This window comes from Saccharothrix isguenensis (assembly GCF_052936305.1).
In genome coordinates this window covers 7,789,054-7,803,641 of the sequence record NZ_CP193626.1, presented here as the reverse complement: position 1 = coordinate 7,803,641, position 14,588 = coordinate 7,789,054, and the positions used below count along the sequence as shown (strand labels likewise).

Annotated in this window: 14 protein-coding genes; 9 read left to right on the top strand and 5 right to left on the bottom strand. The window is 70.2% G+C overall.

All coding sequences use genetic code 11. The features are described 5' to 3' along the window. The first annotated feature begins 206 nt into the window (after positions 1 to 206). Together ACRAKI_RS35375 and ACRAKI_RS35370 are read left to right on the top strand one after the other, a co-directional pair. Entirely contained in the window at positions 207 to 614 is a 408-nt protein-coding gene (locus ACRAKI_RS35375; RefSeq protein WP_447004804.1) for a DUF3151 domain-containing protein, read from the top strand. Between the two features lie 13 nt (positions 615 to 627). Further along, the gene (locus ACRAKI_RS35370) at positions 628 to 1,692 is read left to right on the top strand and encodes an FUSC family protein (RefSeq protein ID WP_447004803.1); all 1,065 of its coding nucleotides are present in this window, start codon (positions 628 to 630) and stop codon (positions 1,690 to 1,692) included. A 158-nt stretch (positions 1,693 to 1,850) separates the two neighbouring features. Here ACRAKI_RS35370 and ACRAKI_RS35365 read toward each other — a convergent pair whose 3' ends face one another. The 3 genes from ACRAKI_RS35365 to ACRAKI_RS35355 form a co-directional block, all read right to left on the bottom strand. Next, positions 1,851 to 2,099 (bottom strand): hypothetical protein, encoded by a 249-nt coding sequence (locus tag ACRAKI_RS35365; protein WP_447004802.1) that lies wholly within the window; start codon positions 2,097 to 2,099, stop codon positions 1,851 to 1,853. Positions 2,100 to 2,105: 6 nt separating this feature from the next. Next, complete coding sequence (locus tag ACRAKI_RS35360; RefSeq protein ID WP_447004801.1) at positions 2,106 to 2,762, bottom strand: HNH endonuclease family protein; 657 nt, start codon at positions 2,760 to 2,762, stop codon at positions 2,106 to 2,108. Between the two features lie 108 nt (positions 2,763 to 2,870). Continuing rightward, on the bottom strand, positions 2,871 to 3,500 hold the full coding sequence (locus ACRAKI_RS35355) for a hypothetical protein (protein WP_447004800.1): 630 nt from the start codon (positions 3,498 to 3,500) through the stop codon (positions 2,871 to 2,873). A gap of 138 nt (positions 3,501 to 3,638) precedes the next feature. Here ACRAKI_RS35355 and ACRAKI_RS35350 point away from each other — a divergent pair, with 138 nt between their 5' ends. Then, positions 3,639 to 4,925 (top strand): adenylosuccinate synthase, encoded by a 1,287-nt coding sequence (locus tag ACRAKI_RS35350; RefSeq protein WP_447004799.1) that lies wholly within the window; start codon positions 3,639 to 3,641, stop codon positions 4,923 to 4,925. 109 nt (positions 4,926 to 5,034) lie between these two features. Here ACRAKI_RS35350 and ACRAKI_RS35345 read toward each other — a convergent pair whose 3' ends face one another. After that, positions 5,035 to 6,138: a glycerophosphodiester phosphodiesterase gene (locus tag ACRAKI_RS35345; protein ID WP_447004798.1), complete on the bottom strand. Its 1,104-nt coding sequence runs from the start codon at positions 6,136 to 6,138 to the stop codon at positions 5,035 to 5,037. Positions 6,139 to 6,461: 323 nt separating this feature from the next. Between ACRAKI_RS35345 and ACRAKI_RS35340 the strand changes: the two genes are divergently transcribed. Genes ACRAKI_RS35340 through purD form a run of 3 tightly spaced genes read left to right on the top strand, consistent with a single transcriptional unit; the run spans position 6,462 to position 10,717 of the window. Next, complete coding sequence (locus ACRAKI_RS35340; RefSeq protein WP_447004797.1) at positions 6,462 to 8,459, top strand: TRAP transporter permease; 1,998 nt, start codon at positions 6,462 to 6,464, stop codon at positions 8,457 to 8,459. Then, complete coding sequence (locus ACRAKI_RS35335) at positions 8,440 to 9,432, top strand: TAXI family TRAP transporter solute-binding subunit (RefSeq protein WP_447004796.1); 993 nt, start codon at positions 8,440 to 8,442, stop codon at positions 9,430 to 9,432. The genes ACRAKI_RS35340 and ACRAKI_RS35335 overlap by 20 nt, the downstream gene beginning before the upstream one ends. Positions 9,433 to 9,460: 28 nt before the next feature. Then, positions 9,461 to 10,717 (top strand): phosphoribosylamine--glycine ligase, encoded by a 1,257-nt coding sequence (gene purD / locus ACRAKI_RS35330; RefSeq protein WP_447004795.1) that lies wholly within the window; start codon positions 9,461 to 9,463, stop codon positions 10,715 to 10,717. Here purD and ACRAKI_RS35325 read toward each other — a convergent pair. After that, complete coding sequence (locus ACRAKI_RS35325) at positions 10,714 to 12,009, bottom strand: hypothetical protein (protein WP_447004794.1); 1,296 nt, start codon at positions 12,007 to 12,009, stop codon at positions 10,714 to 10,716. The two genes, purD and ACRAKI_RS35325, sit on opposite strands and share 4 nt — an antisense overlap. 233 nt (positions 12,010 to 12,242) lie before the next feature. Here ACRAKI_RS35325 and ACRAKI_RS35320 point away from each other — a divergent pair, with 233 nt between their 5' ends. From ACRAKI_RS35320 to ACRAKI_RS35310, 3 genes are read left to right on the top strand one after another with little or no spacing between them, the layout of a single operon-like run. Beyond that, positions 12,243 to 12,695 (top strand): hypothetical protein, encoded by a 453-nt coding sequence (locus ACRAKI_RS35320; protein WP_447004793.1) that lies wholly within the window; start codon positions 12,243 to 12,245, stop codon positions 12,693 to 12,695. Positions 12,696 to 12,726: 31 nt separating this feature from the next. Further along, positions 12,727 to 13,281: a DUF3558 domain-containing protein gene (locus ACRAKI_RS35315; RefSeq protein WP_447004792.1), complete on the top strand. Its 555-nt coding sequence runs from the start codon at positions 12,727 to 12,729 to the stop codon at positions 13,279 to 13,281. Positions 13,282 to 13,291: 10 nt separating this feature from the next. After that, positions 13,292 to 14,587, top strand: coding sequence for a PPE domain-containing protein (locus tag ACRAKI_RS35310; RefSeq protein WP_447004791.1), 1,296 nt, complete (start codon positions 13,292 to 13,294; stop codon positions 14,585 to 14,587). The last annotated feature ends 1 nt before the right edge of the window (position 14,588 follow it).

Sequence of the window (14,588 nt, the reverse complement as noted above, 5' to 3'; positions counted from 1 at the left end):
TGCTGACCAGGCGATTCCCTCATTGTTCATGCGAACGGGTGAGCTTCGTTGCCCTGAACGGCCGTGCGCGGCAAGGTGCCGCCCTGAGAGTTCGCTGAGACCGAGGAGCACTTTCATGGGCAAGAAGGTCGTCGCCGGTGTCATCGTGACCGCGCTGGTGCTGGGACTGGTCGCTGCCGTGGCCCGGGTCTTCCTAAGCTGACCACATGGACAACCTGCTCGGTCCCGATCCCACGATGCTGCCAGACCGCCCGGAGGCGCAGGCCGCCGCCGAGGCGGGCACCGACCCGGCCAAGATCGTGCGCGCCTACCCCGACTTCAGCGAGGCCTGGGCGCTGCTCGCGGAGCGGGCGCTGCAGACCGGCGACCCGGTCGCCGGCTACGCGTACGCGCGCACCGGCTACCACCGCGGCCTCGACCAGCTGCGCCGCTCAGGCTGGAAGGGCCACGGCCCCGTGCCGTGGTCCCACCGCCCCAACCAGGGCTTCCTCCGCGCGCTCGCGGCCCTGGCGCGGGCCGCGGACGAGATCGGCGAGTCCGAGGAGTACGAGCGCTGCAAGAAGTTCCTCGGCGACAGCGACCCCTCGGCACCCGCCGCCCTCGGCCTGGGCTGACCAGGTGGGAGCCGTGCGCGACGAGGTCGCGCGCAGGCTGAAGCGGTGGCAGAGCACGGCCTTGCCGATCGGCCAGGCCGCGCTCGCCGCCGGTCTGTCGTGGCTGGTCGCCACCGAGGTGGTCGGCCACGCGCACCCGTTCTTCGCGCCGATCGCCGCCGTCGTCTGCCTCGGCGTGTCGCTGGGGCAGCGGCTGCGGCGGGTCGTCGAGCTGGTCGTCGGCGTGTCCGTGGGTGTCGGCGTCGGTGACGTGCTGATCTCCCTGATCGGCTCGGGGCCGTGGCAGATCGCGCTGGTCGTGGCGCTGGCGATGTCCGCGGCGGTGCTGCTGGACGGTGGCGCGGTGATCGCGCTCCAGTCCGGTTCGTCGGCGGTGCTGGTGGCGACCCTGCTGCCGCCGAGCGAGGGCGGTGGGCTGGACCGGATGGTCGACGCGTTGATCGGCGGCCTGGTGGGGCTGGCCGTGACGGCGTTGCTGCCGGCGAACCCGCTGACCGTGGCGCAACGACAGGCGAAGGTGGTGTTCGGCGAGCTGACCGAGGCGTTGCGCGGGGTGGCGACGGCGGTGACCGACCACGACGCGGTGCAGGCCGCCGGGGTGCTGGCGCGGCTGCGCACCAGCCAGGAGGCGGTGGACGAGTTCGCGTCGGCGTTGAAGACCGGTGGCGAGATCGCCACCATCGCGCCGATCCGCTGGCGCAGGCGGCACGAGCTGGGTCGGTACGAGACGGCCGCCGTGCCGATGGACTACGCGCTGCGCAACACCCGGGTGCTGGCCCGGCGGGCGCTGGCGGCGTTGCGGGACGGCGAGCGGATGCCGGACGTGCTGCCGGCCGTGCTGCGGCAGTACGCGGCGGCGGTGGACGTGCTGCGCACCGAGTTGGCGCGCGGTGACGAGCCGAAGGAAGCGCGTGCGGCGGTCCGGGACGCGGTGGCCTCGGCCACCACGAACCAGCTGGGCGGCGAGGGCTTCTCCACCAGGGTGGTGCTGGCCCAGGTCCGGTCGGTGGCGGTGGACCTGTTGCAGGCCACCGGCCTGTCCCGGGCGGAGGCAGCGGAATCCCTACCGCCGTATTGAATGCCGCTGCTGCGGTGCTTGTGGCCGCTGCTTCGCAGGCGGCGGCTCGGTCGCCTGGAAGTCGGTCGTTCGTGCCTGATTTTTCGGCGATCGAAGGGCGTGATCGCCGAAAAATCAGTCACGAACGACCGACGCGACCTCGCGGGGCGTTCCGGGGGTCAGCCTTCCGGCCGGTGCAGGACGCCGAGCAGGACTTCGTGCACCGCGTCGTGGTCGGCGGGGTCGGCCAGGCGGCATGACGCGCCCGTGATGGCGTACCACTCCTCCGCTCCCTCGTAGCGCACCGTCGCGCGCAGCTCGCCGTCGGCCAGCGACGTGCGCAGCTCCAAGTCCCCGGTCACCACGCCGACTTCGTCGGTCATGACGCCACCGGGTCCGGCCACGAAGAGGGACGAGCGGTCAGTCATCGGTCCTCAGCACCTCCCGAGCATGCTCTGCAGTGCAGACTTCTCCGCGGAGTTCACCGTCAAACCCCAGCGGTACTTGGAACGCGTCCACATCTTGGCGTACGTGCACCAGTAGCTGCTCAGCGGCGGCTTCCACTGCGCCGGGTCCTGGTCGCCCTTGGCCTGGTTCACGTTGTCGGTGACCGCGATCAGCTGCGGGTTGGACAGGTCGTTGGCGAACGCCTGGCGCCGGGACGTGGTCCACGAGGACGCGCCGGAACGCCACGCCTCGGCCAGCGGCACGACGTGGTCGATGTCCACATCGGACGCCTGGGTCCACGTCGCGCCGTCGAACGGGCTGTACCAACGGCCCGAGGTGGCGGCGCAGCTGGAGTCCGTGACCACGTTCGTGCCGTCGCGCTTGAGCACCGTCTCCCGGGTGTTGCAGGTGCCCGAGATGGTGATCCAGTGCGGGAACTTGTCCCGCGAGTAGCCCGTCATGGACCCCTCGGATGCCACCCTGAGCGCGTTCAGCTCCGCGATGGCGGTGCTCGCGCTCGGGATGTTCGGCGGCGTCGCCTGGGCCGGGGAGGCCAGGCCGACGGCCAGCGCACCAGCCAGGAGCAGGGAAAGAGCCGGAAGTCGCACTGAGCGGAATCGCCCGGCTAAGTTGACCGTTGACATAATTCCGACCTTCCTAGTTGGAAGCTGTCGGAAATACCTTGGGTCAATTCTCCTTCCGTGACAACGCTGTCGAGTGACACCTGAATGGCGGGGGAGGAAATTCCTCAGTCAGTGGAGCCCACGGACCAACCGCAGGTCCTCCGTGTGGCGGTACCAGGTCCACTTGCCCATCGGCCGCGGGTGCGGGATGCCGTCCGAGGCCACCTGCACGGGCAGGCAGCCGAGCTGGAACGCGCGCGCCGGCGTGCTGACCGTCTTGCGGCCGAACAGCCGCTTGTGGACCACCCGCACGACCAGTCCGGGTCCACCGTCGGGGTCCGGCGTCACCTCCAGCCGGCTCGCCTGGCCGCGCAGCACGACGGTGTCGTCGCCGTAGCCGACCCCGCGCACCGGGCCGAGCGAGCCGAGGCCGACGAGCACGCCGCCGACGTCGTCCCGGACGAGCGGCACCCGGTCGGCTTCACCGGACAGGGCGACGTCCAGCGCGCGGCCCGGATCGGTCGGCAGGCCCCACAGCGCGGCCACCTCCGAACGCGGGTCGGTCGGCACGTAGCCGAGCGGCACGTCGGCCAGCCGCTCGGTCCTCAGCAACCGCAGCACCACGGCGTTGAGGTCGGCGTCCGTACCGTTGACGACGAGACGTTTGTCACCCGATTCGGCGAAAACCGGGTCCACCTCGGCCTTTCCGGGCCGGGTCGCCACCCGGCGGACCTCGAAACGGTCACCGTCAGTGATCATTGGCGACTGCGCGTTTCCGCAGGCCAGCACGATTCCGCGCACCATCATCTCCTGGTCTACCCTCAACAGCCGTCCACTGACGGCGCGGCCGTCGCAGGCATTCGGCTCTCTGTCCGTCCCAACCGCTTGGAGTTTCACATGCCGGCCGTCGTGCTGATCGGTGCCCAGTGGGGCGATGAGGGCAAGGGCAAGGCAACGGACCTGCTCGGTGACCGGGTGCAGTGGGTCGTCCGGTACCAGGGCGGCAACAACGCGGGTCACACCGTGGTGCTGCCCACCGGGCAGAAGTTCGCCCTCCACCTGATCCCCTCCGGCATCCTCACCCCTGGTGTGACCAGCGTCATCGGCAACGGCGTCGTGGTCGACCCCGGCGTGCTGCTGGAGGAGTTGGCGGGCCTGGAGGACCAGGGCGTCGACACCAGCAAGCTGCTCATCTCCGCGGACGCGCATTTGATCATGCCCTACCACGTGGCGATCGATAAGGTCACCGAGCGGTACCTGGGCAAGGCCAAGATCGGCACCACCGGTCGCGGCATCGGCCCCTGCTACCAGGACAAGATCGCCCGCGTCGGCGTGCGCGCGCAGGACCTGCTGGACGAGAAGATCCTCCGGCAGAAGGTCGAAGCGGCGCTGGACTTCAAGAACCAGGTGCTGGTCAAGGTCTACAACCGCAAGGCGCTCGACCCCGAGCAGGTGGTGGACAGCGTGCTGGAGCACGGCACCAGGTTCACCTCCCGGATCGCGGACACCCGGCTGCTGCTCAACCAGGCGCTGGAGCGCGGCGAGACGGTGCTGCTGGAGGGCTCTCAGGGCACGCTGCTCGACGTGGACCACGGCACCTACCCGTTCGTGACGTCGTCCAACCCGACCTCGGGCGGCGCGAGCGCCGGTTCCGGCATCGGCCCCACGAAGATCACCACGGTGATCGGCATCCTCAAGGCCTACACCACGCGGGTGGGCTCGGGTCCGTTCCCGACCGAGCTGAACGACGAGATGGGCGAGTACCTGCGCAAGGCCGGCGGCGAGTTCGGCGTGACGACCGGGCGGTCCCGGCGCACCGGCTGGTTCGACGCGGTGATCGCCCGGTACGCGGCGCGGGTCAACGGCATCACCGACTACTTCCTGACCAAGCTCGACGTGCTGTCCGGGCTGGAGAAGGTGCCGGTCTGCGTCGGCTACACGATCGACGGCGAGCGGGTCGACGAGATGCCGATGACGCAGACCGACGTGCACCACGCCGTGCCGGTGTACGAGGAGCTGCCGGGCTGGTTCGAGGACATCACGCACTGCCGCTCGTACGAGGAGCTGCCCGCGAACGCCCGCGCGTACGTCGAGCACCTGGAGCAGATCTCCGGCGCCCGCATGTCCGCGATCGGCGTCGGACCGGGCCGCGAGCAGACCATCGTGCGGCACGACATCATCTGATCCGCGGAGGTCGTGAAGCCGCTGATCACGGCTCCGGCCGCGTGAACGCCCGCGTGAACGCGAAGTGCCCCCGACGCCGAAGCGGCCGGGGGCACTTCCACGTCCGGTGTCAGCCGTTGCGGGCTTCCACCGCGGTGTCGGGGTTGTCGGCGAACACGCCGTCCAGCCCGGTCGCGTAGAACTTCGCGTACTCGCCGAACGCGTCGCCGTACGCGGCCGGGTCGGTCGACGAGCGGAAGTCGGCCGGCAGGAACGCGTTCTCGTTGCGGAACGTCCAGGCGTGCACGATCAGGCCCTGGGCGTGCGCGTCGCGCACCAGCGTGGTCGGCTCCCGCAGGAAGCCCGCCGAGTCGCGCGGGATGACCAGGTCCTTCGCCGTGCCGACGCCGGACGCGTACGAGCGGATCTCGCGCAGGCCCTCGACCGTGACCAGGTCGCGGTAGGTGCGCTTGTCACCGGCCTTCACGAAGTCGTACGGCGCGCCCGACGAGTTCACCAGCTGCACCAGCGGCACCCGCAGCTTCGACTTGAGCTGCTTGAGGTTCGCCACCTCGAACGACTGGACGAACACCTTCGCGTTGGGCCGGTTGAGGCCCTTCCGGGTCAGCACGTCGACCAGGCGCTGCTCCAGCGGCAGCCCGATCTCCTGGAAGTACGTCGGGTGCTTGGTCTCCGGGTAGAGGCCGATGTCGCGCCCCAGCTCGCGGGACAGCCGGCGGGACAGGTCGACGACCTCCTCCAGGGTCGGCACCTCGAACCGGCCGTCGTACAGCGTGTTGCGCGGCCGGACCTCCGGGATGCGCTCCTTGGCCCGCAGGGTCTTCAGCTCGGCGAGCGTGAAGTCCTCGGTGAACCAGCCGGTGATCGGCGCGCCGTCGATGACCTTGGTCGTCTTGCGGGCGGCGAACTCCGGGTGCGCCGCCACGTCCGTGGTGCCGCCGATCTCGTTCTCGTGCCGGGCGACCAGCTTGCCGTCCTTGGTGACGACCAGGTCGGGCTCGATGTAGTCGGCGCCCATCCGCGCCGCCAGTTCGTACGCGGCCAGCGTGTGCTCGGGCCGGTACCCCGACGCACCGCGGTGGCCGATCACCAGCGGGCCCTTGCGGGACGACGCCACCTCGGCGTCACCGCTCGCCGAAGCCGAGGGCACCACCACCGCCGCCGCCACCGCGAGCGCCGCGAGCACTGCCCCGACGATCTTCGTCCGCACCATCGACGACCTCCTCAGAGATTCCCTGAACGCGCGGCAGCCTCGTCGCGCACCGCGACGTCCTGGTCACGGTAGGGCGAAGTGCAGACCACGTCACGGTGAACCCGTGGTGGGCGGCGGCCTGATCGTCACTCGCCGGGTATGGCCGCTTCCTCGGGGTCGAGCTCGCGGGGCACTCCACCGGGTGGGGTCACTGCGTCGGCTCACCCCTCACGCGGGTCGTCCGAGCGTCTTTACAGTCCCTTTAGACGGTCGGTCTATGGCTGTGAGCCACGGCACAAGTAGCTTCGGGAGCGCTCGATCAAGCGCGACACGAAGGGGTGCGCGTGGCGACCAAACCGCAGGTCGAAGTCGATGAACTGCTCGCCGAGCTGGACGAGGAACGCCCGTCGCGCGCCTTGTCCCGCCGGTGGGAACTGGGCGTGTGGGTGGCGGGCCTCGCCATCGCGCTGCTGGTCCTCAAGCAGGTGTTCTGGCCGTTCAGCAAGGGCGGCCAGTACTACCTGGTGATCTTCCTGGCGGTCACGCTGCCGCTGGTGTTCCTCTGCTACCGACCGCGCGGCCGGCGTGGCGGGGGCGACGACCCCGGCGTGGTGGACTGGGCGGCGGCGGTCCTCGCGCTCGTGGTGGGCTCCTACCCGCTGTTCGGCGGGTTCGACGCGTTCCTCGACCGGCAGGGACAGCTGACCGCGCTCGACGTGGTCGCCGGCTCGTTGCTGCTGGTGCTGATCCTGGAGGCGTGCCGGCGGACCACAGGCTGGGTGCTGCCGACCGTCTGCGTCGCGTTCATCGCGTTCGCGTACTACGGCGGGTTCCTGCCGCCGTCCTGGACGATCTCGCACGCGGGCGTGGACTTCCGGCAGATCATCAACGGCTTCTACAACGACGCCACCGGGTTCTACGGGACGCCGCTGGACGTCGCCGCCACGTACATCGTGCTGTTCACCATCTACGGGTCGGTGCTGAACGCGTCCGGCGCCGGGACGTTCTTCGTGGACATCAGCTTCGCCGCGTTCCGCAAGTCCCGGACCGCGCCCGGCCGCACCGCCGCCACGGCCGGGTTCCTGCTCGGCACGGTGTCCGGCTCCGGCACCGCGACGACCGTGTCGCTGGGCGCGGTGACGTGGCCGATGCTGAAGAAGGCGGGCTACCCCAAGGAGAACGCGGGCGGGCTGCTCGCCGCCTCCGGCATCGGGGCGATCCTGTCGCCGCCGACGCTGGGCGCGGCGGCGTTCATCATCGCCGAGTTCCTGGAGACCTCGTACCTCCAGGTGTTGATCTGGGCGATCCTGCCGACCCTGCTCTACTACCTGGGCATCGCGCTGGCCGTGGAGATCGACGCGCGGAAGTTCGGCGCCAAGCCGGTGGAGATCGACTCGCCGAGCCCGTGGGCGCTGCTCAAGCGCGGCGGGTACCACTTCCTGTCGCTCGCGGTGATCGTCGTGTTCCTGGCGCTGGACATCCCGGTGTTCTCCGCCGTCGTCTACGCGACCGGCGTGGCGGCGCTGTTCGCGCTGATCGCCAAGCGCGGTGACGTGCGGGGGTGGCTGCGGGCGATGGCGGACTCGCTGTCGGCGGGCGTGCGGTCGGCGTTGCCGGTGATCGCGGTGTGCGCGGCGGCGGGCGTGATCACGTCCACCATCACCAAGACCGGGCTGGGGCAGGAGCTGGCGTCGGCGCTGGTGGACATCGCCGGCGCGATCTCGTCCAACCCGACCGCGGTCCTGTTCACCACGGTGGTGCTCGCGGCGCTCGCGGTGAGCCTGCTCGGGCTGGCCGTGCCGGTGACCGCGTCGTTCATCATCTCGTGGGTCGTCATCGGGCCCGCGCTGATCGAGCTGGGCGTGGCGCGCGAGGAAGCGGCCATGTTCATCTTCTACTACGCGGTGCTGTCCGAGGTGACGCCGCCGACCGCGCTCGCCGCCGTGGCCGCCGCCGCCATCACCGGCGGCGACGTGATGAAGACGATGTGGCGGACGTGGAAGTACACGCTGCCCGCGTTCCTCGTGCCGCTGGCTTTCGTGCTGACCGACAACGGCGCCGGGCTGTTGCTGCGCACGTCGTTCGTCGACGCCCTGTGGGTGTTCGCGGTCTCCGCGCTGGGGGTGGCGGCGCTCGCCGTGCTCACCGGCGGGTGGCTGTTCGGTCGTGCCCGGTGGCCGGAGCGGGTGCTGTGCGCGCCCGCCGCCGTGGCCCTGCTCTACCTGCAACCCGTCACCATCGCCGTCGGCCTGGGCTTCCTCCTGGCCGCGGTGGCGGTGCACCTCCTCCTACCCAAGATCGTCAAACCGGGAAAGGAACAGCATGCGCAGCTGGACGCTTAAGGCCGCCGTCGGCGTGCTCTCGGTCGGTCTGCTCGCCGCCGGTTGCGGTGGCAAGCAGACGCCCGACGCGAGCAGTGGCACCACCGGCGGAGCCGCCTGCGAGGCGGCGGACGGGCGGATCACCATCGCGACCGGCAACTCCGGCGGCGTGTACTACGTCGTCGGCGGCGGGTTGGCGAAGCTGATCAACGACAACACCAGGCTCAAGGCCACCGCCGCGGAGACCGGTGCGTCCGTGCAGAACATCCAGCAGCTGGTCGCCGGCGACTACGACGTGGCGTTCTCGCTGGCCGACACGGCGGCGGACGCGGTCGCGGGCAAGGGGTCGTTCGACGGCAAGCCGCAGCAGGTGCAGGCCCTGACCCGGCTCTACCCGAACTACACGCAGGTGCTCGTGCGGACCGACTCCGGGATCGACTCAGTGGCTGACATGCGCGGCAAGCGGATCTCCACCGGCTCGCCCAAGTCGGGCACCGAGGTCATCGCCAACCGGCTGCTGACCGCGGCCGGGCTGAACCCGGAGACCGACGTCCAGGCGCAGCGGCTCGACCTGGCCAAGACCGCGGACGGGATGAAGGACGGCAACATCGACGGGCTCGTGTGGTCCGGCGGCCTGCCCACCGCGCAGATCACCGACATCACCACGTCGCTGAAGGACAAGGTCAAGTTCATCGACATCACGCCGCACCTGGACGCGTTGAAGGAGATCAACGAGGTGTACGACCGGGGCGTCATCCCGGCCGCCACCTACGGGCAGCCGGCCGACGTGCCGACGGTCGCGGTGCCGAACGTGCTGCTCGTCCGGTCGGACTTCCCGGAGGGCGACGCGTGCGCCCTCACCAAGCTCATCTACGAGAAGAAGTCGGACCTGGAGGCGGTGCACCCGGCGGCCAAGGACATCACCAGGGAGAAGGCCGGGATGACCGACCCGGTGCCGCTGCACCCCGGCTCGCTGGACGCACTGGGCGGGTGACCGGCCGGGTCAACTAGGCTCCCGCACCGTGCGTGTCCTGGTCATCGGGTCTGGCGCCCGTGAACATGCCCTTGTCCTCGCTTTGTCGCGGGATCCCTCGGTGATCGCGTTGGCCTGCGCGCCCGGCAACGCCGGGATCGCGGGCGTGGCCGAGACCTACGGGGTCGACGTGACGGACGGGGCGGCCGTCGCGGCGCTGGCCAAGGAGTGGAACGCCGACCTTGTCGTGGTCGGGCCGGAGCAGCCCCTGGTGGCGGGTGCGGCGGACGCCGTGCGCGCCATGGGGACGCCCTGCTTCGGCCCATCGGCCGCGGCGGCCCGGATCGAGGGGTCCAAGGCGTTCGCGAAGGACGTCATGACCGCCGCGGGCGTGCCGACGGCGACGTCCGAGGTGGTGGACAACCCGGCGCGGCTCGACTCGGCGCTCAACCGCTTCGGGCCGACGTGGGTCGTGAAGGACGACGGTCTGGCCGCCGGCAAGGGCGTGGTGGTCACGACCGACCGCGCCGTGGCCCGCGCGCACGCCATGACGCTGCTCGACCACGGTCACCCCGTGCTGCTGGAGTCGTTCCTGGACGGGCCGGAGGTGTCGCTGTTCTGCCTGGTGGACGGCGCCACCGTGGTGCCGCTGCTGCCCGCGCAGGACTTCAAGCGCGTCGGTGACGGCGACTCGGGCCCGAACACCGGCGGCATGGGCGCCTACTGCCCGCTGCCCTGGGCTTCACCCGACCTGGTGGACACCATCGTGGCCACCTGCGTGCAGCCGGTCGTGGACGAACTGGCGCGCCGCGACACCCCGTTCACCGGCCTGCTCTACGCGGGCCTGGCCCTGACCAGCGCCGGGCCGCAGGTCATCGAGTTCAACTGCCGGTTCGGCGACCCGGAGACCCAGGCCGTGCTGGCCCTCCTCCGGACCCCGGTGGCAGGCCTCTTCCACGCCGCCGCCACCGGCACCCTCGACGCCCACCCCGCGCTGGACTGGGCCGAGGGCTACGCGGTGACGGTCGTGGTAGCCGCCGAGGGCTACCCGGGCCGCCCCCGCACGGGTGACGTGGTGACCGGCACGGAGGCGGACGGCGTCCTGCACGCCGGCACCCGCCGTCGTGAGGACGGAGCGGTCGTGTCCACCGGTGGCCGGGTCCTGTCGGTCGTCGGCACGGGCGTGACGCTGACCGCAGCCCGCACCGACGCGTACCGCCGGCTGGAAGCCGTCCACCTGACCGGCTCCCACCACCGCACCGACATCGCGTTGCGCGCGGCGGAAGGCACCATCGAAGTCCCCTAGAACCGTTCGCGCACCTCGTCGGCGAGCTTCTGGGCCATGGGCGCGAACTCCCGACCGAAGTCGTCGGGGTCCGTGCCCGCCCAGCGTTCGTCGGGCTGGAGTCGCACCGACGTGCGGCCGATCAGGAACGCGTAGTTCAGAGTTCCGATCGGCCGCACGCACGGCTTGGCGTCACCGATCTCCCCGTCCACCGGCACCGGCGTCCCGATGACCGCGCCCGCCGGGTTGTCGGGGTCGCACTGGTAGGCGTGGGCCGACTCGGCCTGCGCCTCGCTGCGGAACGTCTCGAACGCGACCGTGACGGTGCGCGAATCGTCCCGGTCGGTGGTGAAGCGGTCGGGGGAGCTGCGGGTGCACTCCTGCTCGACCGCCTGGAGGCGGCCGACGCCCTGGTAGTCGCGATCGGACTCGTGCGCCGACGTGTCGGAGAACTCGACCCGGCCAGAGTCCGGCTTGCCGGTCAGCTCGGTGAACAGCTCCGCCGTGAGCACGTCGCAGGCGAACGGCAGACCCTCGTAGCCGCCGGTGAAGGCGTAGGAACCGCGGCCGCTCGGCCCCTTGGCGAGACCCGCCGCCACCAGGTCGACCAGCTTCCCGAACACCGTCGCGGCGGGCACACCGTCGACGTCGCCGGTGATCCGGCCCATCATCAGGTTCGCGGCGAACCGCGAGTCGGTGTTGCCGATGTCGGCGATGAACTGATCGTCATCCTGCGAGGTGTCCACGTCCAGCCCGGATGAGCGGGGTAGCTCCGCCGGTCGACGGCTCGGCAGCTTGTTGAACGGGAGCTGCGCGATGGTGAGGATGACGTAGGCGTCGTCGCGGTCCCCGGTGCGGATCCAGTAGCCGCATTCGGAGAGCGGGTCGAGGTCGCTCACCTTGCTCGGCGTGGCGCGGTCCGGGGTGAACGACTCGGGCAGGTAGGCCGCCTTGCGGTAGTCGGTGGCGTCTTCAGGGAAGCCGACGTCGGCCAGACCGGTGCGCGGTAGGACGGCGCACGCGTCGAACGCCGGCGTGGTGCCGTAGGTGACCGGTCGTTCTGCGATGCGCTGGACGAGCACGTTCCGTTCCGGAGGTCGGGCGTCTCCCACCGGTTCGGCCGCCGGCTTGGGCTTTGCGTTGCCCGGGTTGCCTGGCGCATCGGAGGATCGGAGCACGAGCGCAGTCGTGATCCCACCCGCCAGCACCACGACTGCGAGAAGAGCGGCGACGATCTTCCCGATCTTCTTCGGTAGCGGGGGCGGGGGTGGTGGTCCGTAGCCGAACGGTTGGTAGTACTGCCGTGCGTTCATTCGACCCCCTGTGAGACACGACCTGCCCCCGGCAGGTGCGGTGATCATGGCGAACAGCCGGCGTTCCGCGCAGACCTTTGGCCAGGGTCCCGACGGGTGATCAACAGGTGGACACCGACCCGGTGGGAACCGTCGTGGAGGTTTCTTCGTCCAACCTCAGACCCGGCTCACGTGGTCGTTGGTAGCCTCGGACCGGGTTCGATTCGTCACCGACCGTACGGGGGTAGGACGTCGTGGAGCAGGAGAGCGGCCTACTGGGAGCCGTCGCCGCCGTGGGGGGGACCATCGGCAAGGCGGTCGGCGACATGTTCACGGCGGAGAAGCGACTGGGTCAGACGATGGCCGCCGGTCCCGGCTCCGGCCAGAAGTTCGAAGTCACGGAGGAAACCGTCCTCCAGGCCGCGAAGATCATCAACGATCAGGTGACCCGGCTGCGTACGGCGATCGAGGACTCGTTCACTCAGTTGAGCGTCACGTTGAATGGCGCGGATGAAGTCAACGCCGACATCGCCGCCGCGTGGAACTCCCGACTGGTCGAAGGTCCCGATTCGTATGCCGGACGGATCGACGAGTACATCCTCAGCCTCAATGGTCTTGTTCAGCAGTTGCGCGGCACTGCGCTGCAATACGAGTACACGGAAGACGAAGTGAACGCTGCGCTGGGGGCTGCTGGTGCGTCTAATTAGCGCGGCGGCGTCGGCCTGTGCTCTGATCGTCGTGCTAGCCGGATGCTCCAACGGTGAACCCGGTGACGCCCGGCCCGTTGCGTCGACCGGATCCCCGACGAGCGAGTCGGCCAGGCCGACCACGTCGAAGCCTGCGCGGCCGAAGGAGATCAAGCTCGACGGGATCGACCCATGTGCGACGTTCACGGCCGCGCAGCGGACCGAACTCAAGATCGACGAGACGTCGACCAAGCCCCTTGACGTACTGCGAAACGACAAGCCCGCGCCGACCTGTCGTAACCGGGCCAATGGGAAGACGTTGTTCAGCTACAACGTCGTCCTCGTTGCAGACGGAGGAGTCGAGCACTGGGAAGGTGGCAGCAACCTCGACGTGCATCCGAAGTCGGTCGCCGGGTTCGCCGCTTACCAGTTGACGTTGACCGGCACGTCGGAGGGCTACTGCTCTTACTCCGTCGATGTGGCGGACGGCCAGCAGTTGTACGTTCAGTTCATCCCGGTCGGTGATGGCTTCACCCAGGACCAGATGTGTCAGAACGCCGCCAAGGGCGCTGAGTTGGCGCTTGCGACCTTGCAAACGCTGAAGTGAGGGGGATGTAGTGACCGGCTTCAGGGAGATCAAGGACTTCCGCTTCCAGGGGTATGACAACCCGGCGCTCGCTGCCTTGGTGGAGCGGTTCTCGACCGGCGACGCCGCCCAGAAGTTCAGCAACGCCTCGCACGCGCTGCGCCAGTTGGCCGCGACCCTGGACGAGACCGACGAGACGTTGCGGACCGAGCTGAAGAAGCTCGGCATCGGGTGGCAGGGTGCGGCGGGTGACAACGCGGGGCAGGCGGTCACCGTGTCGGCCGATGTGGCGACCAGCGGCACTGAAGCGGCCCAGCAGAACTCGCAGGCCACGGCGGTGCAGGGCGCTACCTACAGCCACACGCGCAACGGAATGCCGGAGCCGCAGAAGTTGCGCGGTGACACGGACACCAATTTCTTGGACGACGTCGGTGGTTTCTTCGGTTACGAGACTGATCACGCCAAGGAAGTGAAGGCGACGCAGGCCGCGCGTGAGCAGACGATCCGCGGGCTCGACCAGTACACCGAAGCCAGCCGCGACGCGCTCAACCAGTACCAGGGCATGAACAAGCCGCCGCAGTTCGAGGTGACGACGGCTTCCAGCGTCAGCACGCCGGTCGCGCCGGTCGTCCAGCCCGGCGGCGGGGTGCCGGGGATCACCGGTGGCCTCCCCGGCGGTTTGCCGGGTGGCGTGGGGCACACGCCCGGTGGCGCGGTCGGTCTGCCGCCGCAGTTGCCGGGTCAACTGCCCGGTCAGCTGCCTGGCGGTGCGACCGGTCACCTGCCCGGCTCGACGGGCGTTCCGCATGCCCTGCCGCCCACCGCTCTGGGCAAGGCCGTTCCGTCCAACCTAGGGCTGGGGTTGGGGCTCGGCCTGTCCACCGGGCTGGGGTTGGGCTTGGCCGCGACCCAGGCGCGTGGGGCGCGGTTGGTGCGCAACCCGTCCACGTCCGTGCCCGGCGGTGGCAAGGCGCCCGATGGCCCTGCCAGTGGCAAGGGCACTGGTGGCGGCACCGGCGGCGGCGGGACCGGCAAGGGCGGCGTGCCGGCGGCTCCCGGCGCGTTGACCGGCAAGCCCGGCGTCTCCGCGACGATCGGCGCCATCGACCCGGACGAGCGCGTGCACAACCGTGGCGGCGCGGGCGCCTCGGCGGGCAAGGCCGGTGTGGGCGGCTCGATGATGCAGCCTGCCGCGACCGCCAAGGGCGGCCCCGGCGAGGAGGACGGCGAGCACGTCCGCAAGTACGGCGTGGACTCCGACGACGTCTTCGGTGACGAGCGGATGGTTGTGCAGTCGGTCATCGGCGACGAGCCCGAGAAGAAGTGAA

Bases quoted from the DNA above. Each gene is read 5' to 3' on its own strand.
- ACRAKI_RS35375 (WP_447004804.1), top strand. From the start codon at position 207: ATGGACAACCTGCTCGGTCCCGATCCCACGATGCTGCCAGACCGCCCG.
- ACRAKI_RS35365 (WP_447004802.1), bottom strand. From the start codon at position 2,099: ATGACTGACCGCTCGTCCCTCTTCGTGGCCGGACCCGGTGGCGTCATG.
- ACRAKI_RS35360 (WP_447004801.1), bottom strand. From the start codon at position 2,762: ATGTCAACGGTCAACTTAGCCGGGCGATTCCGCTCAGTGCGACTTCCG.
- ACRAKI_RS35355 (WP_447004800.1), bottom strand. From the start codon at position 3,500: ATGATCACTGACGGTGACCGTTTCGAGGTCCGCCGGGTGGCGACCCGG.
- ACRAKI_RS35350 (WP_447004799.1), top strand. From the start codon at position 3,639: ATGCCGGCCGTCGTGCTGATCGGTGCCCAGTGGGGCGATGAGGGCAAG.
- ACRAKI_RS35345 (WP_447004798.1), bottom strand. From the start codon at position 6,138: ATGGTGCGGACGAAGATCGTCGGGGCAGTGCTCGCGGCGCTCGCGGTG.
- ACRAKI_RS35335 (WP_447004796.1), top strand. From the start codon at position 8,440: ATGCGCAGCTGGACGCTTAAGGCCGCCGTCGGCGTGCTCTCGGTCGGT.
- ACRAKI_RS35325 (WP_447004794.1), bottom strand. From the start codon at position 12,009: ATGAACGCACGGCAGTACTACCAACCGTTCGGCTACGGACCACCACCC.